Source organism: Pedobacter sp. ASV1-7 (genome assembly GCF_040203335.1).
GTDB lineage: Bacteria > Bacteroidota > Bacteroidia > Sphingobacteriales > Sphingobacteriaceae > Pedobacter.
The window spans coordinates 383,725-405,068 of the sequence record NZ_JBEHBV010000005.1; the positions used below are offsets into that span (position 1 = coordinate 383,725).

The window sequence follows — 21,344 nt, forward strand, 5'->3', positions numbered from 1 at the left end:
AAAATTTTGTCCCTAAACTGCATTTTTTAAGATCGATATAGTATGGAACTTTGCTTTTCATCTAAACGCTCAGTTCTATGCATTCTTATATTACCTTTTACCTTACCACAATGCTGATCAGAATTAGTGATTCTGGTCAGCATTCTCATTTTGCAAACATTCCATTAAATGGGGCCACAATACAGTTTCTTCTGGGAACCAATTCCAGAATCTGCCTACAGTCGATCAATCATTACCTTGTACGTTTAGACTTTTTTAAACTTGATTTACCTAACAGAACAAGTTTTGAAATGATCATTGAGCAGTCATCATTCTTAATGCTTATTATGCTAAAAGGTGAATCTACACTTTATAATGAGTTTGGTGATTTGGTTTCAGAAACCAAAGGGAACAGTTGCACTTTATGTTTTCTTAATGCGGGGCACTACACTTGGGAATTTAAGTCCCCAAAACATAAAATGATCCTTTTAAATTTTAATCCGGATTATTTTATAGAAAGAAGCAAAGAAACTCCACAATTTAAAGGGATGACAGATGCCCATCAATCTGGGGATATCCCTTACATTCTGTTGCCTCATTGCAAGATCGCCACAAGCATTTTCAATCTGTTTAAAAAATATTTCAAGTACATCAACTCAGGTACATTGACACAATTTACCGCTATAGAGAGCATCAGTACAAACTGCCTTGCTAAATACGAGCAAGCTCTGATAAATGAGAGATATACCACCAATGCTTTAAATAAAACAAAAATAGCAGAGATCATTTCTTTTATCCGCCAACATTATACCGAGAAAATAGTCGAAAACCAGCTTACAATGGCAAGCATGTTTAACATCTCGATATCTACTTTAGATCGGCTACTCAAAAAAACCATTAAAATGACCTTGCGCCAATATGTTATAAAGCTGAGAATGGATGAAGCTATGGTGCAAATTACAACAAGCCAGATCGCTATTAAAGACATAGCAGCCAACATAGGCTATCCCGATCCATTGCATTTTAGCCGGCTATTTAAAAATCATTTTGATTTAGCGCCCAGTGATGTAAGGCGAAATCACTAAAAAATTCAGACGGTATGACATGGACAATCGTTTCAATTGAGGTATAAAATACATTTACATATTGACGTGATTGTCCATTCCAAAAGAAAGAAAATGTGTTGAGATTTGATTTGCAAGCTTCTAGCACCACTCATAAAAATGTTTTTCCTGGAAGCGCTTAGCCGGGAGAAGCTGATTTATGAGGGTGCAACGAAGCGGCTAACGCGATCTACAATTAACAGATTTCTCACCATTAGCAGTTTTGGAAATGAAAGCCCAAAGTAAAGTTTACCTGGTAAAACCCGCAAGCAATCAGTCGTTGGACGAGTTATACGGCATGTTCGACACACTTGAAAAAGCAGAGACTTTTTTAAATCGCTTTAAAACAAAAATGTTTGACGTCGAGATTGTATCGTCGGATCTTAATCCTAAATATTATACGGAAAAAACTGCCGACCCATATTGCATATTGCTTGATAAGATCTCTATTATACCAAAGGAAATATTAATCTGCAGTACGATTGACATGGTCGAAGAAGCATTAAAGGAATCTTACCATATCTTTTTTCATTCGGCGTACGGCGAAGATGGAGGCATATTAATTTTTCAATGTCTGGCTGCAGATGAAAAAGAAGCAATTAGTAAAACCATTCAGAAAAGGGATGAGCTGGTTAAGAGTGGCGAATGGAAAGACACATGGAAAACATGCGTTAGCAATGATAAAATCGCTCTTTAAGCAAATATTAGACGAAACGCTTCGTTTGCCTGCAGCCACCACGGCAAAAATGAAGGAAGAAATGTATCAATACATTTTCAATTTGACGAGACCAGATTATCGCGAAGGAAAACGGGATTTAATTAAAGATGGTAATGTTGCTGTAAGCATTTACTTTTTATTAAAGGGCAACTGCCGTTTCTACTACTACAGTAAATCATATAAACAAGAACTCAATCCATTTCTGATGTTAAGTCCCTGCATTTTGGCTGAAGGAAGAAGTATGAAAAAAAACTGTGTTGCAAGATTTAGCATTGAGGTTAGTGCAGGTAGTGTTGTTTATATATTAGACAAGGCAGGTTTATCAGCAATTGAGTCAAAATATAGAGAAATAGGCATTTGTATAAATGACCTTATTAAAGAGCAAATCCAGGATTTTAAACTATGGAAAAGGAAGCTTAAAACCCGTAGTCCTGAGCATCGTTATTCGAAATTGAAACATAGACGTCCAGAGGTTGAGCAACGTACAGCCAAAAAAGATATCGCCGGACATCTGGCCATTAAAATCCCTTCCTATAGTAGATTGTTAAAAAGAATATCAAAATAATTCATTTTTTTTAAAATAATTACTTCTTCAAAAACAGCCCTTACGGCCCCTTCAGCGACACTGACTTAACCCGAGTTAAGAACTTTAGTTAACCTGGGTTAAGCGAATCACTTAACCCAGGTTAATACGCTTTTTTTTTCCTCATATATCTTTGGATTAATTGACAATGAGACCAATGGAAAAAATTAAACATAGCGTAATGGACAATATAATTAACAACAGATTCAGTTTTTCCAAATTAAGGGCAAGCATAAACCAAGATGTAATTGTGTTTGTCATTAGCAGAATGCTCTTTTTGCTGTTCCTTTATTCCGCAGCAGATAAGTTATATGACATTGAAAAGTTTAGGATACAACTTGGGCAATCGCCCTTGCTCACAAACCTTGCGGGATTTGTTGCCTGGTTTATTCCGGCAATTGAAATTATCATATCCATCCTACTCATCATCCCTAAAACAAAGCTCCTTGGCCTATTTGCATCATTTAACTTAATGGTCATGTTTACCGCCTACATTTTTGTTATCATGAATTATAGTGAATACATCCCCTGTTCATGTAATGGGATCTTAGAGGGTGCAACATGGGGGCAGCATCTGGCCTTCAATATTGCATTTGTGGCACTGGCTCTGGTGGGAATCGTGCTTCAGAGTAGACTAAAAATGCATAAGCCAGCAATAGATGAATGACAACAAGCCTTAATAGGTATATAAAATATTCTTAAACAAGAATCAGGAAAAGCCGAACACCTGGACACAAAGTAGGCACAACCTTAAACCCTAAAAAGATGAAGAAACATCTTTTAACCGCTGCGCTGGCTATAGTAGCAGTAGGCGGAGTGTTTGCAATGAATGCAAATACAAAGACGAGTAACAAGAATCTTGTTACAACTTACTATGAAAGAGTAAGTGATTCGGAATGTAATACCATTACCTGCGACCCAAATTTTACCGGGTCTGCATGTAAGCAAACCCTTGAACTTTACAGTTTACCGAACTGTAGTTCATTGGTTACTCCTCCAATCACTTATAAAAGACCGTAAGTAATCACCTCCCAACGGCAGTAAGAATGAGGCTCTTACTGCCGTTTACAACTAATATTATAATGAAAAAAGCTACTTACCAGATAATAAGTATTACCTTTTTAAGCATACTCCTAATTCTTGGCTTAAATCAGTATTCATACAAAAGAAACCATTCAAAAAATGGCTTTGTGAGATTATTTCCACCACACGCTTTAGGTGAAAATTATAAACTTTCATTACCTAGCGACAACTACTATTTGGCTGGCATTTATAATGACATTATTTATATCGGGAATGCAACTGATGTGGGAGAAGTATTAGCATTAGACTTTAAACTTACATCTATAAATAAAATGACGCTACCAATACCAGATCACAAAAGATTAGCTTGGAAAGCAGTAAAAAATATTATTAGATCATCCTTTTATTTTAGGACAGATATCATTACACCTTCTTTTTCTTATAGTAATTTGGGAAAAAATAATTTTGAATTTAAAAATATGGATCAACTACATTTTGATCAGATTAGCCCAATTTCTCCTTCATCTATATTCATTAGAAGTTATGACCTGGTCCTTAAACAGAATATCATCGAAAAAGTCTCATTTCTTCCTAATTTAATAGTGAAAAAACAATATAAATTAAAAAAGCAAATTGACGGATTTTTCTGTACAGATGGTGAATTGCAATATGACCCACTATCAGCAAAATTGATGTACATGTACTATTATAGAAATCAATTTACTGTGTTGGATACAAATTTAAATGTATTATTAGATACAAGAACTATTGATACAAACTATAAAGCGAAGTTGACTATTTCCAATTTCTCAACATCAAAAGAAAAAACAACAACATTCTCTTCACCAGCTCACTTAATAAATAAAAAATCCTATATACTGGATGAAAATTTATATATCTATTCCACTTTAAAATCTGATAATGAAGATTATGATGTTTTTAATAAATATTGTGTAATTGATGTTTATAATTCAAATAATGGAAACTATCGATATAGCTTTTACCTCCCGAAACACGGAAATAAAACACTTACTGATTTCGCTATTGCAGATAAAACGATAATTGCTGTATATGGACAAGACATACTTACTTTCAATTTAAATCTGTAACCTATACCTTATTCTGACAGAGCCCGATGAATAATAGATAAAATTTGAGAAGATTTCATACTAGCCTGAAATTCAGTATAAATTCGCCCATACTTATCGACTAGCAACAAAAAAGGGATTGATTTTACATTATAGTATTCTAAAAAAGGATGCTCAACCCCTATTCCTGCAGTGTATAAGTTTGTGAAAGTTTGCTGAGTATACCTGCCACTATTAATCCCTTTCTGCCAAACCTCCTTTTTACGGTCAATACTAATACTAATAACCTTAAAATTTTCTAGATCCTTGAGATGTGGATAAACCTCTTTTTTGAATACGCTAGAAAAATGCGTACAAGCAGTACACCCTTCCCCCCACACATCAACAAGCACAACACTTCCTCTAAAATCATGTAAATTATGCAATTGACCATTCTGATCTGGCATAGTGAAATCATATGCTAGAGCCCCCTTTTTTAATAGTAGTTTACGTCTTATTAGGGCTATGATAGGCGGATCTTTAAAATACGACAAAGCATCTGTTAAGCAGTCTCCGAACTCAACCTGACTATAGTTTGTAATAAATTGAAAATTAGCAGGATCATTAAAAAAATGAAGTAACATTCTTTCTCTATATCTTCCAGTATAACTAGTCTTTATCCGTTGATACAGGCGGGTATAAGAATAAGGTTTGAGTTCATTTTCCAAGTATAAATCAAATCGTGCCTCTTGCAAATTTAAATTAATGACATTTAACGAGTAAGCATTAATTGGAGCATTCTTAAAATATAGTTCGGATTTAAATTGGTTATATCGATCAATTATCTTCTTTTTAAGCTTATTGCTTTTACAATTATTCAAAAAGAATCTCGACTGTAACAGCCAATTACTTCCATAGAAGCTTAATTGATCTGCTTTAATTAACCTATACATTGATTTACTACGTTTATTCCTAATCTGATCTAAAATTTTATTTACTCGAATTAGACTCTCATTTAATATATTATAAACTGCTAAATGTTTTTCAACCTGCAGAGAATCAAAATTAGCTGTGACAGAAGTAGTCAACTGTAAACTAGATTCATACGCACCTACTCTTTCATAACAGAGATCATTTTCTATCGAAATTAAGTCCTTAGCTGCATATTTTGAAGCTCCATTTCCTGTATACTTCACCTTAATCTGTCCCTCATTGTACCGAATCTCCATATGTATTTTATCGCCAGGCTCCATCAGATAATCGTTTATGAATATCGGTTTACTTGTAAATAAGCCAAATAAGATCCGAATAGGATGTGAGACTGGCGGGATTTCAAATTTAAACTCCCCATTTTCATCAGGATGGATAAAAAACTGTGGTTCATCAGATGTATTCAAACTTTGGTCTGGATAATATGCTACCATCAATGAATCCTTAGTTGAAGGATCGTAATCTTTTATTTGGCCAGTAAAAAAGCCTGCAACCTTAACACGTTCCTTTGGCTGTGCTTTAGCACAAAGAAAACTAACTATAAAAAGAAAGGAGAATATTGTAAAACGCATATTAATTTTCTATTACTTGTAACCATTGTTCTGTTTAATGTTCTTATTCCGGCTAATCTCATCCATTGGAATTGGATAGAGGGCATCTTCTTTCTGCCAATTAGGCGATTTTATAGATTTCAAAACCTGATCTACCCGATTGGTACGTTTAAGATCTAGCCAACGGTGTCCCCATTCCGTAAATAATTCTTTCTGTCTTTCCAATTCTATGGCTCCTAGTAAGGAGGCTTGATCGCTCGCAGTAATATTATCCAACCCTGCCCTTCCACGAATTACATTTAAATCTGCTTGTGCATCTTTAATTCTATTAAGGTGAGCTCTTGCTTCTGAGCGAATCAGATACTGTTCAGCTAGTCTAAAGATCACCGAATATTCATCCGATGAAGACCTAGAGGTAATCTTGTACTTAAATGGATAATAGAATAAGCCTGCGTCACTATGAACATGATTGATCCAGTGAATTCTTCTAAGATCATACTGCTCAAATGAATTCAATAAGCTTGATGAAAGAACCGAATTTCCTGGTACTGTCGGAATGATAAATGTTCCAGCTTCGTAAGTATTTTCACCAATACTTCTAGGGTACAATTGCCAGATTGCTTCAGGACTACTACTTAAAAAAACCGCGTCTAAATCCTTAGGAATTGAAAACAAATCTGATCTGCTGATTATTGTACTTGCGTGATTATCAGCCTCACTCCAATTTTCTACATATAGATAGCAGCGAGCTAATAAAGCTGTTGCGGCCCATTTACCTGGCCTGATTCTTCCTTTCGGTGAGAATTGATCTGATAGTTCAGACTGAACGTCGATCAAATCTTTAATTATTTGCTCATATACAATATCTTTACTAGTACGAGATACTAACCGATTTAACCTGTAGTCAGCTGTTAAATAAAGAGGTACATCACCAAACAAATTAATAAGATAAAAATAACAAAAAGACCTAACAAACTTTGCTTCTGCAATAAGCTGTTTCTTTACACTCTCATTAATCAATGAATACTTAAGCTGAGCAATTATAGTATTTGCAGAATAAATGTATTGATAAGGCTCTGACCATAGGTATCCATTTATAATGCCGTTGATAGGCAACAGTTGATTTCTATAAAACTCTCCCGGAGTTACCTCGGTAAGTTCGTCTGCGGAGAGACTAGTAAGATAGGTAACACTTCTAATTCCCCCACTGGCAAACCCCTGCTTTTCCTCCATCATCCTACTATAGATCCCAGTGAGCGCGGCTGTTGCCGAAACTTCATCTTTAAAAACTTCATTGGAAATAATCTGATCACGCGGGGGATCAATAGAGAGGAAATTTCTGCAAGAAGACATTTGCAGAAATATGATACCTCCTAAAAGTACATATGTTAATTGTCGCAACTTATATACTATACATTTTACTTGTTCCATTTTATTTATTTTAAAATTTCAGCTGGAATCCTATAGTCAGGACTCCCAATGATGGTAATGTCATTACATTTTGTGATTCTGGGTCTAAGCCGTTAAAATTTGTAATGGTTAATAAATTCTGACTCCGTAAAAACATGCCTGCCGAAGAAATCGGAAGCCGTTTCAGGCTTTTAGGAGAAAAAGTATAAGAAAAAGACGCCGACTTTAATCTTAGAAAGGATGCATCGCTATAAGAAAGATCTCCATTCTCATAATAGGCATTGAAAGCTTCAGCATAGGCTTGCGTAAATTTCTGAATGCTTTTTATATCTCCCTCTTTTTGCCATCGATCCATTACATCATAAGGTTGATTCATCATAAATCCCGGAGGATAAAAAGCGGCTTTGTAATTTATCCCAGTTTGCCTTACGAACTGAATCATAAAGTTCAATTCAAACCCCTTATAAGAGAAACTATTGAAAAGGCCCCCATAAAATTTTTGGTCCAGATTAACTGACATCAAATCATTTGGCCACTCAACAGAATTGTTTCCATCATAATCAACATAAGTATAAATACCACGCGTAGGATGTACATCACTTAGTTTAAATGCTCTTTTTATGTTTAAAGACTTTCCTATTTCATATTTAGTGTAATAACTTGACTCCTCCAGACCTGGAAATGCAACGAGCTTATTTTGTGGTATAGTCACATTTAATGACATGTTCCACAAAAAATTAAGTTTCTTAATATTAGTAGAATTGAATTCAAACTCCCAACCTGAATTTCTTACTTCTGCATTCAAATTATATTGCACACCAGTAAAACCTATACTAGGTGGTAAGGAAAAGTCAATAAGTTGATTGGTGGAAGTGTTTCGATAGTAGTTTGTAGAGAACTGGATCTTATTGTTTAAGATACCTAATTCCAGGGCAACATCAAATTTCCGATTACGTTCCCAAGCAAAATTTGGATTACCAATCCTCGTTGGATAAAGGCCAGAATTTCCATTATAATTGTTACTAGTTGATTTCCATAGTTCAAGATATCTATAGTCACCTATTAGATCATTACCACTGGAGCCGTAGCTAGCTCTTAATTTCCCCAGACTTAAAAATGGCAATACTTTTATTACAAATGGCTCTTCTGAAAATAACCATGCAGCTCCTACAGCTCCAAAGTTTGCGAATTGATTTTCTGGTCCAAACCTGCTAGACCCATCTCTTCTGGCAGTAAAATTGATTAAAACCTTTTGTTTATAATTATAGTTTAATCTCCCAAATAATGCAATATATCGATACTGTAAGTACGAATTCTCCATAGCTTCCAGCTTATTTGCTGAAAGAATATTTCTCATCAATGATTCATTACTGAACCCTATCGCCTTTAACCGTTGACTACTTCTTAAATCTTGCTGTAATGTACCACCAACCATAGCCGTAAACAGATGATTTTCTACTTTTTTACGCCATGAAATCTGAGGTTCTAAAATCCAACTACCTGTACTACCATTAAAAAAATCTGTCCAAATATTTTCTTTAGTCCAGTAATTCTGGAATGGACTAAAGGCAGCTAGTGGATTAGTCTGAATCTCTTGGCGGCTAATATTTGTATAACCTAAGCTCGTTTTTATTTCCAATCCGTCAAACAACTTATAACTCAAATTAGTATTGGCAATTATATTATTGGTGAGTGTCTCATAATTCCGTTTTAAAAATGCAAGAGGATTATTCCAAGTCCCATTTTCCCAATTTAATTGGTTAAACTGATCATAAAGTGTTGGAGCATTAGGAGGTAAATTAATTAATGAAGTAAGGTCATTAGAAAATATATTATTAGATTCAACAGCATATTTTGCCGAGAAATTAGCATTAAATTTATGATTGATAGAATGATGATGAAGTGTCAAACCCACTGTTTTACGATTATAAGCACTACTACCAGGAAAAACACTCGTTTCTCTATAAAATCCACTATTTACTCTAAAGTTTGTATTAACATTTCCTCCGTTAAGTGATAACTGAGAAGTTGTTGTCGTAGCAGTACCACCAATCAGTTCCTTTTGCCAATCCGTATTACGGCTTTGATCCCATTTGCCATTTACATCATAATCAAAAGCACCTGGCACTACATTGTCATTTCTAAAAGCCTCATTCCGCATTTCCAGATATTCTTCTGTACCTAAGAGATCAAGTTTTCTATTAACCCTTGCTATTCCCTGTTGAAGTTCAAATTCAATATTACCTAGTTTCGGATTTGAAGTCTTTGTTTTTATCAAAATTACACCATTAGCCCCTCTAGAACCATATATTGCAGTGGCATCCGCATCTTTGAGTACTTCTAAACTTTCTATATCACTTGGATTAATTACACTTAATGGATTAGCATGGTGCCCCAAAATACCTGTTCCTGATGCAGAGCTAATAGAAGTGGAAGTAAAAGGTACTCCATTTATAATATATAAAGGGGTATTACCACTAGAAACACTATTTCTACCCCTTATCATAACATCAAACCCACCTCCGGGAACTCCAGTTTGTTGTGTAATCTGCACCCCTGACATTCTTCCAGTTAAAGCCCCCATTACATTACTCACTGGCTGATGACCAATTGTTTTAGCATCAACTCTTGAAATGGAACCAGTTCTTTCCCTATCCTTTACCGTATAATACCCTGCATTGATTTCTACTTCTTTTAAGTCTTGCTCCTCCGTTTCCAACGCGACGATGAGCTGATTTTTTAGCGGGATTTGAATGTTAATGTTTTGGGATTTATAACCAAGGTGAGATATAGATAAATTATATCTTTTATTGCTTAAGGTTAAAACGAACTCTCCTCTATCATTGCTAACCACAGTATAATTAATTGTTGCTATTTTTATTACCGCACCAGAAAGAGGTTCATTTGTTGAAGCTGATATTACTTTCCCCATCACTCCTTGATTTTTTAAAGGAGGAGGCTTTACCTGCTCTTGGGATATAGCGCTAAAATTTAGGCAAAGCGTGGCCATTACGACGGTTAGTATCGTTTTATTCATATGGTTATATTTATTGGTTAGTTATTAAAGAAAAATAAAGATGATTTCAGGGTCTATGAAGAATCATGATATATCGGAACGCAGATACACAGATCTATTGTTGAGTGTGCATTAATAAGAATATGTTTTGTTGGGATAATCGATCTTTTCATTCTCTGAATACTCAAGGCATAGCAATGCTAGTGAAATAATAGTTCCTCAGATTTGTGGCATAAGAAGTATAATAGAAAGTATAAATACCAGCCCTTACCGCAATCAATGTAACGCGGTTGATTTAAATCATTTTGCTTTATTGGAAAAAACGCCTTACCTTGGAATCGCGACAAACCATAGTAATGTACCTTTTAAATCCTAAAAAACTTTATAAGGGCTGGTGACAAGTTAATATAACCCTCTGAGATAAATGTGCGCTCTTTTCACACTTAGCTTTTCTTGGCTTATTTACTTGTTTTTCTTGCAATCATTACGGTGGAGAACAAAGTTCGTTCTTTAAAAAGAATTTAAGAGGATTAACACATTCTATCGTCTGTAGACAGAGACATGTGGCATAGCTTAACCTTTTCGTTTTCATAACAGTTAGTATTTGGTTATTTAACGATGTGACCCATAAAAGCAATGAAAGAGCCTAATTGGTTAAGACCAATAGGGCGAACTTCAATGCTTTTGAGTGAGGTACCGTCAAGAACCGCCAAGTCGAAACCTGGTTCCACAAAAGGCTGCTATGAAGTTCGCCCTATTGGTTTAATATCACGAAGATAATTAAAATACAATAGTCATGGCGAACTCACAATCAACTCATGTGGAAATTTGACGGTTTACACTCATGAGTGACATCATTGAATAGAACTTAAAGCACTCTACTCTATTTGTCGCTTATTTAACTATAACAAAGATAAAGAAATTATTAGACATATAAAAATATAATGATATCGATTTAAATATTAATGGATCAGCATAGAAATAACTTTATAGAAAAGGCTAAGAAATTTAGATTACATTTTCAATTAACTGAACAGGAGTTGAATGATCTTTTGCAAAATAAGCAACTAAAATATATTGGCTTAGAAAGAGGTGTAAAAACACTAACTCTTGATCTTGCAGAATCAATAGCAGGTATATATGGTTTAACCTATTGCGAATTTAAAGAAACAAATCAAGGACCTCCGGCTATTAAAGATTTACCGGTCGCCACTAAAAATAAAGTCGAAAAGAAAGAAGGTAATATCAAGGTTGGACAAAAGGGCACTCGTAATATAAATGAAAATGTAATAGTAGTACTCAGTGAATATTCGACTGATGATGAATTTACCAATTCCCAGATAATAGCAAAGTTCCCGAAGGATCTCATTAAACATATGACTGGTAAATCTATAGAATGGAACAAAGGCATTCTGAAAGACTTGGTTATTGACACTAAAGAAACAAGGCCTACATCAACAAATAAGAAACCTGAAAAAATCTATAAACTGGCAAAGAAAATAATGCCAGAAGTTCGTGAGAAAGCCCAAGAAAAGATTTACAAAAATGCTATATCCCTCAAATCTGAAAAATAAAGTAAACAATAAAGAATTTGAAATTAATTAAGGTGAATAGAACATAAAAAAACCTGGATGAAACATCCAGGCACTCAAACATCGGCACCCTATTTCATTTCTTTATAAAATCTTTCTGCTGATTTTTTGAATTGTTCGACTTTAAGTAGTCTTTTTTGAAATGATTCTAATTTCTCTTTCGCACTAGAATTTTTGATTACTCCAAAAGCACTATATCTCACATCTAAGTCTTCTTCCTCATTTTCAACCGTGGTAATACATAGATCTAGCACATCATGGAAGCTAGAGAAATTGTTGGTCAGACTTATAAATCCCCATTGCCGAACCAATTCGTCCTCTTCATTATTAATTGCTATAAGAACCGCGGATTTTACTTTTATCAAATCCATTTCTGAAAGCTCAGCAATCTCAATAATTTTATACACATTAATTTTTACCAGATCATAGGTATTTTTATCATTGATTAGCTGCAACAGGAAATCCCATTTATCATTTACTTCCAGATCTTCAAATTCACTTAGTATAATATCAGCTTTCAGATCCTCATTAGATTCAGACCTATATTGTTCAATTAATTGTTCAAGCACTGCCATAAATAACAAATTCTACTCTAATATAAGTACCCGCTAGCTCTTTGCTGCCATTCTATAACATAAAAAAAGAGGCAAAAAAGGAATAACATTTCCATCACATCAGCAGAATCACAAAGCCTCAATTTCTTCCGCTGAAAGCCCCGTTAATTCTGCAATTTCATCTACTAATAATAGATTTTTGTCTTTTAATTTACGCGCCATCTCCTTACTTCGCTTTTCTGCCCCTTGCTCTATTCCTTGCTCGAGGCCCCACTTAAATAGAACATCTCTTTCCTTTTTAAAAAATGAATTTACTGTTAACATAGCCTTGTTTAAATGTGTTTCTAAATTACGTAATTGAATAATTACGCGCAACTGTTCAAAATATTTGTTCTTTATTAACTTTCCATGGTCATCTCTACAAATTTTTTCCAGAACCTCCTGGATCACTTTATCTGGATCTGCATCTCCAAAATCGGCCAATACTGTTAAAATTTGCTCCTCAGGACTTGCTGAAGTTAAAAACAACTCATAAGGTAAGTCAGAGAAAGAAATTAAATCGTACTCAAACCTGAACTTTGGTAAACTAATTTTGTTAGAAATCCTGCTCTTGCTTTTACCCAAATACAAGACATATTGCTTTACAGGATGATCGTAAATCTGGTGCAACATTGCACGATACTCAGCCATTCTGAAATTCATCTTGTCTGGATTACCTGATTCAAACTCAATATGCAGCACATAAGTTTCTCCACTGGCATCAGTAACCACCCGTAATGCATCAACCTCTTTCTGCTTAGTAATCTGAATCTTGTCTTTGAGCTCAGCACTTGCAACAATATTGAGTTTAAGTACTTTCTCCAAGATCCCCGGTAAAGTGAAACGCATGTTTTCACGAAACACCTTATCATATTGGCTGTTTTGTTTGTAAATACCGTTCTCTTCGCAAACAATAGCAGTTGAGAAACACCAGGAATATTTATAAGCCTCTCTTGATTTAACAACAAACCGCTGGAATCTTTGCTCTTCCATTTAATTAAGAATTGGTATTTAACAAAAATAATGAGATATAAAACAAGAAGACTGCTTTATCTGAAACACTGAGTTTTCCACCATAAAAACCTCAAAAATCAAAATAAGATTAGTTATAGAGTAACCTAAGAGCCTTAAACAAAATATGATTCTGGCAAACAACTGTCTTAGAAGTTATTTCTTCTATTATAATTAGTTTGATTGTGCTCAGCAAACGTAATTAGAACACTTATAATAAAATTCACTTAATTAAAATACTGCATTTTCCTCAGAAAAAATAGCGACATGTAATATAAAGTTTGTTTAAGGACAAAGAATGTAGCAACGAACAGAATGTTGTTTGTTGCTATAGTTATTTTGATTCTCTTAGGTTCTTTATTTCTTCTGCACTCACGCGACTATTTTGTGTGCTGGAAAAATTTGAACGGACGTAACTTAAAATTTTTGCCAGTTCCTGGTCTTTCAGGAAACTGAATGCCGGCATCTGCTGATCATATTCCTCGCCTTTTACTTTTATAGGACCTGAAATGCCATTCAGAACAATTTCAATGAATTTCTTCTTGTCTCCAGTCACTTGTTCTGCATCTCTTAAAGGAGGGAATACTCCCGCAAGACCGTTGCCATCTTCTTTATGACAAGAAGCACAATATTGATTGTAAAGAACCTTTCCGATAATTACTCCTTTTACATCTTTATTTTGTGTATTTGATAACAGGACTTCGTTTAGCGCTGAGGATTTACCGAGGGGAGCGATCCTGATGATCCTGTCATCTTTTTCATTCGAATATTTATTGGTCCGGTTCCAGTCATGATTACTGGTGGAAACAAAGACTTCTCCGGAAGGAGAAACGCAAACATCACGTAGTCGCCCGAATTGCTGATCCAGATAAATGCTTTCTGAAATGACTTTATCACCAGCTTCATTTAGTTTTAATATCCGGAGATCACTTTCCTTAAGTGTAGTAACCAGTAATGAATTTTTCCACTGAGGTATTGCGGAGGCCCCATAATATGCAATGGAGGAAGGAGCGATAGTTGGTGTCCAGGCTTTTAAAGGATCTGTTACCACATTACTAGCAGAAAAAACTTTTTCTGCCGGGTTGTCACAAATCCCAGTAACATTCGGATAACCGTAATTCCCATTTCTTGTAATGAGGTTCACTTCATCATCAGTAGCATCTCCATGTTCTGAAGTATACAGAAGTCCTTTAGCGCCAAAAGCCAAACCTTGTGGAACCCTAAATCCCTTTGCCCAGACATAGCTTCCCTTCTGTGGATTATCTTCCGGAATACTTCCGTCTAAATTAATTCTTAAGATTTTCCCATTCAGGGTATTTGGATTCTGAGCACTCTTAGCATCTGTAAGATCACCGGTAGCTAACATGAGTTTATTATCAGGGCCAATAGCAAGGCGGGCTCCCATATGACCTGTATGAGCTGGAATCTCAAGGAGTGTTTTTGGCTTGATTAATGAATCTGCTTCCCAGGTATACCGTACAATTTTTGTAAATACTTTTTCATCTTTTAAAAAAGAATAGTACACAAAGAGATAAGGTTCCTTTTTCATCCCCTTATGGAATACCATACTTAGCAGACCTAGCTTCTTCCTGTAATAGTCCCCTATCTTCAGCATTAATTTATGCTCTCCGTTCCCTGGATTTACCTTACTGATACTTCCATTCTGCTCGCTGTACCATATAGTATTGTCTGGCCCCCAGATCATTTCCCATGGGACATCCAGATTGGAAATGATGGTACTGTACCCAATCTTTACTGAATCTGTACTTGATTTTACACTTGGACCAACAGCAGCGAAGTTCAGGCTAATATAACAGCTTACTGACAAAAACAACAATATAAGGGCTATTCTTATTTTATTAAATGATATGGTCATTTTAATTAAAATTCATAGTAATAAAGGATAGTATTGATTACTATATTGTATCTCTAAATTAAGTAATTGAATAATTACGCGCAACTGTTCGTCACAAAATAATCCATTCGCATAAACAAAATACAATTCTAAAAACAAATAAATTTCAAAAGATCGCTACACATTTAAAAAAATATTAATATATTTATTTAACCAAATAAACCTCAACATATGCTTTCTATTTCTAATTATCAGCTCGGATTTACTGCTCCAGAAGATTAGCATTTCCCTACCAAATGTGAATAGTTTTACCAAATAATAACAAAAGCTAATTTATCCCTTATTATGAAAAGAAGGAGTTTTTTAAGTTTGATAACAGCCGCAACGGCTTTAACTGCAACCCATAATCAAACTTTGTTTGCTCAAATTACTAAAAGCAAAAAAATTAAACCTATTACAGGGACATGGTTCGAATTTCAACATCATAGTGAAATAGAAGGCAAGTATTGGAATGATACCCTACAAGGGTTCACTGCGAACGACTGGGATAGTAAGATCAAAGAGATTGCCTCAAGCGGCATAAAATATCTGGTACTTTTAGATGTTGCCATATATGGTAAGAGTTTTTATCCTTCCAAGTTACTCCCTCAACATTCTTTAGGCTGTACTGATCCCTTGGAAGCAGCGCTTACTGCTGCAAATAAGTACGGACTCAGATTTTTTATCAGCAATGGATTTTTTGGTGATTGGAGAAATCCCTGGCTATTAATGAAAGATCAGAAAATACATGAACTTCGGGTAAAAGCGATGGAAGAGTTAACGGAAAAATATAGCCATCATAAAAGTTTCTATGGTTGGTATTACCCTAATGAAACCGGTATTTCAGGACATTATGATGATGTATTCATTAATTATGTAAATGCCTGCACCAAAGAAGCGAAGCGCCTGACACCTAATGGCAAAAACCTTATTGCACCTTACGGTACAAAAGACATAAAATTTGACGACAAGTACTTATCTCAACTGGACTTACTGGACATTGACTTTATTGCTTACCAGGACGAAGTGGGTGTACAAAAAACAACAGCTGATCAGACAGCCGCTTTCTACCAAAACTTAAATAAATTCCATAAGAAGTCTGGCAAAAGCAAACTCTGGGCCGATGTGGAGCTTTTTCAATTTGAAGGTAAGGTATATAATTCACCCTTATTACCAGCGCCAGCAGAAAGAGTAATCCCACAACTGGAAGCAGTTTCAGAATATGTAGATCAGATCTTTATTTATCAATATACAGGGATGCTGAATAAACCAGGAACCAAATTATTTACAGGTTTTGATAATGGTAAAAGTTTGTACCAATCATTAGTAAAAGAAGGCTGGTTAAAAGGATAACATTGCTATTTAAAGTAGATTTTAAATGTAGTACCCACATTTACTGCACTGCTGACATCAATTTTACCACCCATAGCTTCAATTTGGTTTTTAGCCATAAAAAGACCAATGCCTTTAGCATCCGGATTTCCGTTAAATGTTTTATACATCCCAAACAAATCTTCACCATGCTTTTCCAGATTGATCCCTATCCCATTATCTGAAATCTGTAACACCAACTGCCCGTTTTCTTTGAGGCAATCTATGCTTACTTCCGGTCTTCTATCTGGATGACTATACCTTATCGCATTAAATATAAAATTCTGCAAAATACTTTCCAGGTAAGCAGGATTATAATCTACCAGATAATCACAATTTACGAATTGATTAATAATAACATCCTTGGCAGCGATTTCCTGATGAAGTGAATCAATAGTTTTATTTATATAATACTGAAGATCTAAGGGTTCAATATTTACATGAATCCGGTTTTTAATATTCACAATTTGATTGAGGTTCATCAGTGTTTCATTGAGTGAAGTTGAAGCTCTTTTCAACATACCTGAGAACTCATTTCTTTCCTCATCATTGCTAGCTTCATCAATTAAACTTACTATACCATCTATATTACTGGCATGGGAACGCAAATTATGGGACACAATATAAGAGAAATCGACCAATCTCTTATTTTGTTCTGTCACCAGTGTAAGGGAATCATTCAATACTTTCTCTGCTTCTTTATGCGCCGTTATATCAATCATAATTCCACGTAATAAAGTGGGTTTATGCCCATCTGAAATCACATTAACTATATCTCTCAACCAAACCAAAGTACCCTCTTTATTTATCATTCGATATTCGAATTCGTGAGACTTAAGTTCTTTTGTACACATCATACAATAGTCCACTACCCAATTTCTATCATCCTCATAAATATGATCGGCCCAAAAAGTTGGTGATGCCAACCATTCCTCCGCAGTATAACCTAGTATTTGCTCTGTTTTTTTGCTGATAAAAGTAAATTCGAAATTATCAGGATTCCCCTCCCAAACGATTCCGTCAATGGTATTGATCAAAGAAGCTATTCTTAACTGTGAATTTTTCGCTTCTTGCTCTGCAGACATTCTTTCCGTCACATCTTCAACTATACCAATGTGGCTAGTTTGAGTTTCTACATCATTCCATAAAGATTTAACGGTTAAATTAGCCCATATTAAATGTCCGTCTTTATGTTTATAACGCTTCAGCAGTGTAAATTCATCAATTTCACCCGATTTCATTTTTTGCATCTTTTCAAAATCATCAGAGAGATCATCATGAAATGTGATGGACTGAAAATCAGTTTGATAAAGTTCTTTTTCTGTATATCCTAAAATAGAGCAAAATTTATGATTAACACGGATAAAATTGCCCGTTTTCGTATCTACCTCTGCAATGCCAATAGGGGCTTTCTCGAATATGGTTTTAAACCGAAGTTCACTTTCCATAAGTTCATTGGCTTGTTTATTCACCAACTGTCTTAGTTTTTCGGGCTTTTTAAACAATCTAAAGGTCTGTATTCCAAGTATAGCTGCCAACAAAAGCCCTAACAAGAAGGAATAAATAAGTTGGATCCATAATCTGTTTTCATCAGCTGCTACGATATACAGTTTCCAATCGCCATCTGGAATAAGGATACTTTCAAATGTAGAATTCTTAAGGTCCTTTTTTGTAGGTAAAAAAAAAGTCTCCTTACCTGCCTGCTCATTTATTTTTGAGAACTGAAAAAAGAATTTGTCATTTTTATTATTATATACCCCAGCCTGTTCTAAAAATTTGTCGAGTTTAAGTACCACCGCAGAAAATCCCCAGAACTTCCCATTATCAAATAATGGTAGACGACCAATAATTCCATATCCACCTTGTATCAATGGTATCGGACCCGAAAAATACATCCTTCTACTATTTATAGTTCTTAAAGCTCCGGCCGCAACTTCATTTGATCCTTTAAGAATATTTAGTCCTAATGCTTTTTCATTTCCTTTTAAAGGGTATGTATATTTAATGGTTCCGTGTGGCACCAACTGTACAGTCTGGATCATGGAATTCGAGTCGACCAATTTCGCCCCCACTTTTTCAAAATCTACCGGCACGCCATTTTCGTTGAGTGTTACAGCAAGCGTTAATGTTGCTGTATAACTGTTCTTTAAGGATTGCTCTATATTTTGTTTTACTACGTTAAGGATGCTCAACATTTCCTGTCTTTCTTCATCCTTAATTATCCTGTATTTCTGTTTTGTAATAAATCCTATAAGGATGAGTAGAAATAAAAAGACGGAGGCCCCGGCAACTTTTGGCCGACTAAAAATGGTAGCTATTAAATCAAAAAAATTTTTCTTTGGACGCATAAAGGCCGCTCAAATAAGGATAAGATTAAAACCATATCAAGTTTTCAGAATTACTAATATACCAAAATAGATAATGATATTAATTTTTTCTTAAATGAAATAACGATTGCATTTTAACTTTCTATCTGAATTAAACTTTTGCTAATTCTCCGCTATTATCTTCGATTTACAGTGCCATTAAATCCTGTAACACTCTGTGGTAAGCTTTCAAGGGGAATTTGACTATGACCATCGGCTTTATAGCCCTGGATATCGGCATTCTCAGGACTAGATTTTCTGGCTATTCTGATAATCTCATAAGATTTATATGCTGCTCCATTATGACCAATCAAACTCCTTGGACCACCTCCAAGGCAGCCAGAATGCAAAAGCGTAATCTGATCTTTTGATGCAGGATAATAGACATGCTGGTGTCCTGATATATACATATCCACTCCATGAGTTTTTAAGAAAGAAAGTGTCTTATCTGCCTCTTCCAGCACTTCTCCGGGTTTATTCTTTGCCTCCACAATTGCATATAAGGGTAAATGTCCCAAAACAATCTTCCCGCGTGCTTTCATGGCAACCGGAGATAAGAGTTGCCCCTTCATCCAGGTTTTAACTTCATCAGGGATCACGGCAGAAGAGGCATCCCAGCTTATAAAGAATATGTTATTTTTTATATAAGAAAAGTAATATGGAAAGTGACGGTCATCCACAAAGGTGAGGTTGACTTTCTCTTTATTTTGCAACCAGAATTTTGAAGCGGCATTACGATCATTGGTATAACCAGGCGAAGCGTCGTGGTTACCCAATGTAAATCCAAATGGAACACCTAGTTTGTACAATGGATCTAGTACAGTGGATTGAAATCCATTCCACATGTTGTCCAATTGCCCGACAGTAAGTGATTTCTTTTGTCCTGCAACCATATCACCTCCACATAATACCATATCAGGCTTAATGATTTTAATTTTGCTGATGATATCGTGTACCTCATTGCTATAAGTTACCGAACCATAACTATCGTTCAGATCTGAAATCAATAATATCTTAAGGTCTTTATTACGTTGTTCCTTGTATATCTGATCTTGTCCATAGCTATAGGATAGGAACAGATTCAGGTGAATCAGTAAAAAAAGACTGTATTTCAAAAGCATCTGATATTTTATTTAATTAGTCCTGTATCCATGCCTTTCTTTGAACTTCAAAAGATCCCCTTTATCATAAGATGGACATGCTCCATGGAAAGTAGCAATAAATGCACTAAGAGCTACTGCTTCTTTCATACAGTAGACTAAAGAGTGCCCTTGCATTTTATTGGCAATAAATGCCGCAAGGAATGAATCTCCACTACCAACAGTATCGTTAACCTCAATTTTGATTGCGTCAACTTCTATACTTTCCTTGCGCGAATAATAGCTAGCTCCACGCGCGCCTTTAGTCAGAATGACCTCTCTTAAGGTAGCAAACCTGTTAAATAATTTCTCGACATTTTTTGTTTCATCTTTTGAGTCATTATCAAACCATTTGGTCACAAGGAGTAGCTCATCATCATTTATTTTGAGTGTCTGGCAACGAGAGATCAGATCTGCTATAAGCTCTTTACTGTAAAAAGGAGTTCTTAAATTGACATCAAATACAGCCCAACTTGCATTTTCAATACATTTAAGTAAACTTTCCCTGCTTGCATTGTTCCGAGCCGCCAAGCTACCGTACACAAATACAACAGATGATTTTATCTCTTCCCCCATTTCATATGTATAAGGAATATAGTCCCAAGCCACCTCTTCAACAATCTCATATTCGACCTTTGTTTTGTCGAGGACATGAACCTCTACGGTTGAAGTAGGATATAAATCCGTTTTAAAACAATACTGATAATCAACACCTAGCCTATCTAATTCTTTAGTGATTTCTTTACCATTACTGTCATTGCCAATCTGACTAATTATTTTACTCTGAATATCATATTTAGAAAGATGGTAACATACATTTAATGGTGCCCCTCCGATCCTTCTTCCTTCCAAAAGATTATCCCACAATACTTCTCCAAAACAAACAACCCCTTTATTCTCTCTCATAAAGATTTAATAACTTCATGCAAAATAGTAAA

Annotated in this window: 17 protein-coding genes; 8 read left to right on the plus strand and 9 right to left on the minus strand. The window is 35.1% G+C overall.

From position 1 onward, the window contains the following. Nucleotides 1-110: 110 nt before the first annotated feature. The 6 genes from ABDJ41_RS14130 (at nt 111) to ABDJ41_RS14155 (ending at nt 4,515) form a co-directional block, all read left to right on the plus strand. A complete protein-coding gene (locus tag ABDJ41_RS14130; RefSeq protein ID WP_349786700.1) occupies nt 111-1,064 on the plus strand; it encodes a helix-turn-helix transcriptional regulator in 954 nt (317 codons plus the stop codon). Nucleotides 1,065-1,311: 247 nt separating this feature from the next. Then, complete coding sequence (locus tag ABDJ41_RS14135; RefSeq protein WP_349786701.1) at nt 1,312-1,779, plus strand: hypothetical protein; 468 nt, start codon at nt 1,312-1,314, stop codon at nt 1,777-1,779. Beyond that, nucleotides 1,706-2,365, plus strand: coding sequence for a cyclic nucleotide-binding domain-containing protein (locus ABDJ41_RS14140; RefSeq protein ID WP_349786702.1), 660 nt, complete (start codon nt 1,706-1,708; stop codon nt 2,363-2,365). The genes ABDJ41_RS14135 and ABDJ41_RS14140 overlap by 74 nt, the downstream gene beginning before the upstream one ends. A 199-nt stretch (nt 2,366-2,564) precedes the next feature. Beyond that, the gene (locus ABDJ41_RS14145) at nt 2,565-3,050 is read left to right on the plus strand and encodes a MauE/DoxX family redox-associated membrane protein (RefSeq protein WP_349786703.1); all 486 of its coding nucleotides are present in this window, start codon (nt 2,565-2,567) and stop codon (nt 3,048-3,050) included. Nucleotides 3,051-3,148: 98 nt separating this feature from the next. Beyond that, the gene (locus ABDJ41_RS14150; protein ID WP_349786704.1) at nt 3,149-3,403 is read left to right on the plus strand and encodes a DUF6520 family protein; all 255 of its coding nucleotides are present in this window, start codon (nt 3,149-3,151) and stop codon (nt 3,401-3,403) included. A gap of 62 nt (nt 3,404-3,465) precedes the next feature. Continuing rightward, a complete protein-coding gene (locus ABDJ41_RS14155; RefSeq protein ID WP_349786705.1) occupies nt 3,466-4,515 on the plus strand; it encodes a hypothetical protein in 1,050 nt (349 codons plus the stop codon). 8 nt (nt 4,516-4,523) lie between these two features. Here ABDJ41_RS14155 and ABDJ41_RS14160 read toward each other — a convergent pair whose 3' ends face one another. The 3 genes from ABDJ41_RS14160 to ABDJ41_RS14170 are packed head-to-tail and all read right to left on the minus strand — an operon-like array spanning nt 4,524 to nt 10,461. Beyond that, complete coding sequence (locus ABDJ41_RS14160) at nt 4,524-6,035, minus strand: TlpA family protein disulfide reductase (RefSeq protein ID WP_349786706.1); 1,512 nt, start codon at nt 6,033-6,035, stop codon at nt 4,524-4,526. A 12-nt stretch (nt 6,036-6,047) separates the two neighbouring features. Then, complete coding sequence (locus ABDJ41_RS14165) at nt 6,048-7,445, minus strand: RagB/SusD family nutrient uptake outer membrane protein (protein ID WP_349786707.1); 1,398 nt, start codon at nt 7,443-7,445, stop codon at nt 6,048-6,050. A 10-nt stretch (nt 7,446-7,455) separates the two neighbouring features. After that, a complete protein-coding gene (locus tag ABDJ41_RS14170; protein WP_349786708.1) occupies nt 7,456-10,461 on the minus strand; it encodes a SusC/RagA family TonB-linked outer membrane protein in 3,006 nt (1,001 codons plus the stop codon). A 944-nt stretch (nt 10,462-11,405) separates the two neighbouring features. Here ABDJ41_RS14170 and ABDJ41_RS14175 point away from each other — a divergent pair. Then, nucleotides 11,406-12,014 (plus strand): hypothetical protein, encoded by a 609-nt coding sequence (locus tag ABDJ41_RS14175; protein WP_349786709.1) that lies wholly within the window; start codon nt 11,406-11,408, stop codon nt 12,012-12,014. An 89-nt stretch (nt 12,015-12,103) separates the two neighbouring features. Here ABDJ41_RS14175 and ABDJ41_RS14180 read toward each other — a convergent pair whose 3' ends face one another. From ABDJ41_RS14180 to ABDJ41_RS14190, 3 genes are all read right to left on the minus strand, one after another. Further along, on the minus strand, nt 12,104-12,607 hold the full coding sequence (locus tag ABDJ41_RS14180; protein WP_349786710.1) for a HEAT repeat domain-containing protein: 504 nt from the start codon (nt 12,605-12,607) through the stop codon (nt 12,104-12,106). Between the two features lie 108 nt (nt 12,608-12,715). Next, nucleotides 12,716-13,618 carry an RpnC/YadD family protein gene (locus ABDJ41_RS14185; RefSeq protein WP_349786711.1) on the minus strand — a complete coding sequence of 301 codons (903 nt, stop codon included), beginning with the start codon at nt 13,616-13,618 and terminating at the stop codon, nt 12,716-12,718. Nucleotides 13,619-13,970: 352 nt separating this feature from the next. Beyond that, entirely contained in the window at nt 13,971-15,512 is a 1,542-nt protein-coding gene (locus ABDJ41_RS14190) for a PQQ-dependent sugar dehydrogenase (RefSeq protein WP_349786712.1), read from the minus strand. A 324-nt stretch (nt 15,513-15,836) separates the two neighbouring features. On the opposite strand from ABDJ41_RS14190, the gene ABDJ41_RS14195 reads away from it, so the two are divergent. Further along, nucleotides 15,837-16,883, plus strand: a complete 1,047-nt coding sequence (locus ABDJ41_RS14195; RefSeq protein WP_349786713.1) for a DUF4434 domain-containing protein — start codon at nt 15,837-15,839, stop codon at nt 16,881-16,883. A 5-nt stretch (nt 16,884-16,888) separates the two neighbouring features. Here the strand turns inward: ABDJ41_RS14195 and ABDJ41_RS14200 are convergent, their stop codons facing one another. The 3 genes from ABDJ41_RS14200 to ABDJ41_RS14210 form a co-directional block, all read right to left on the minus strand. Beyond that, entirely contained in the window at nt 16,889-19,249 is a 2,361-nt protein-coding gene (locus tag ABDJ41_RS14200) for a sensor histidine kinase (protein WP_349786714.1), read from the minus strand. A gap of 155 nt (nt 19,250-19,404) precedes the next feature. Continuing rightward, nucleotides 19,405-20,388, minus strand: a complete 984-nt coding sequence (locus ABDJ41_RS14205; protein WP_349786715.1) for a metallophosphoesterase family protein — start codon at nt 20,386-20,388, stop codon at nt 19,405-19,407. Between the two features lie 12 nt (nt 20,389-20,400). Beyond that, nucleotides 20,401-21,312: a PfkB family carbohydrate kinase gene (locus ABDJ41_RS14210; RefSeq protein ID WP_349786716.1), complete on the minus strand. Its 912-nt coding sequence runs from the start codon at nt 21,310-21,312 to the stop codon at nt 20,401-20,403. Nucleotides 21,313-21,344 lie beyond the last annotated feature (32 nt).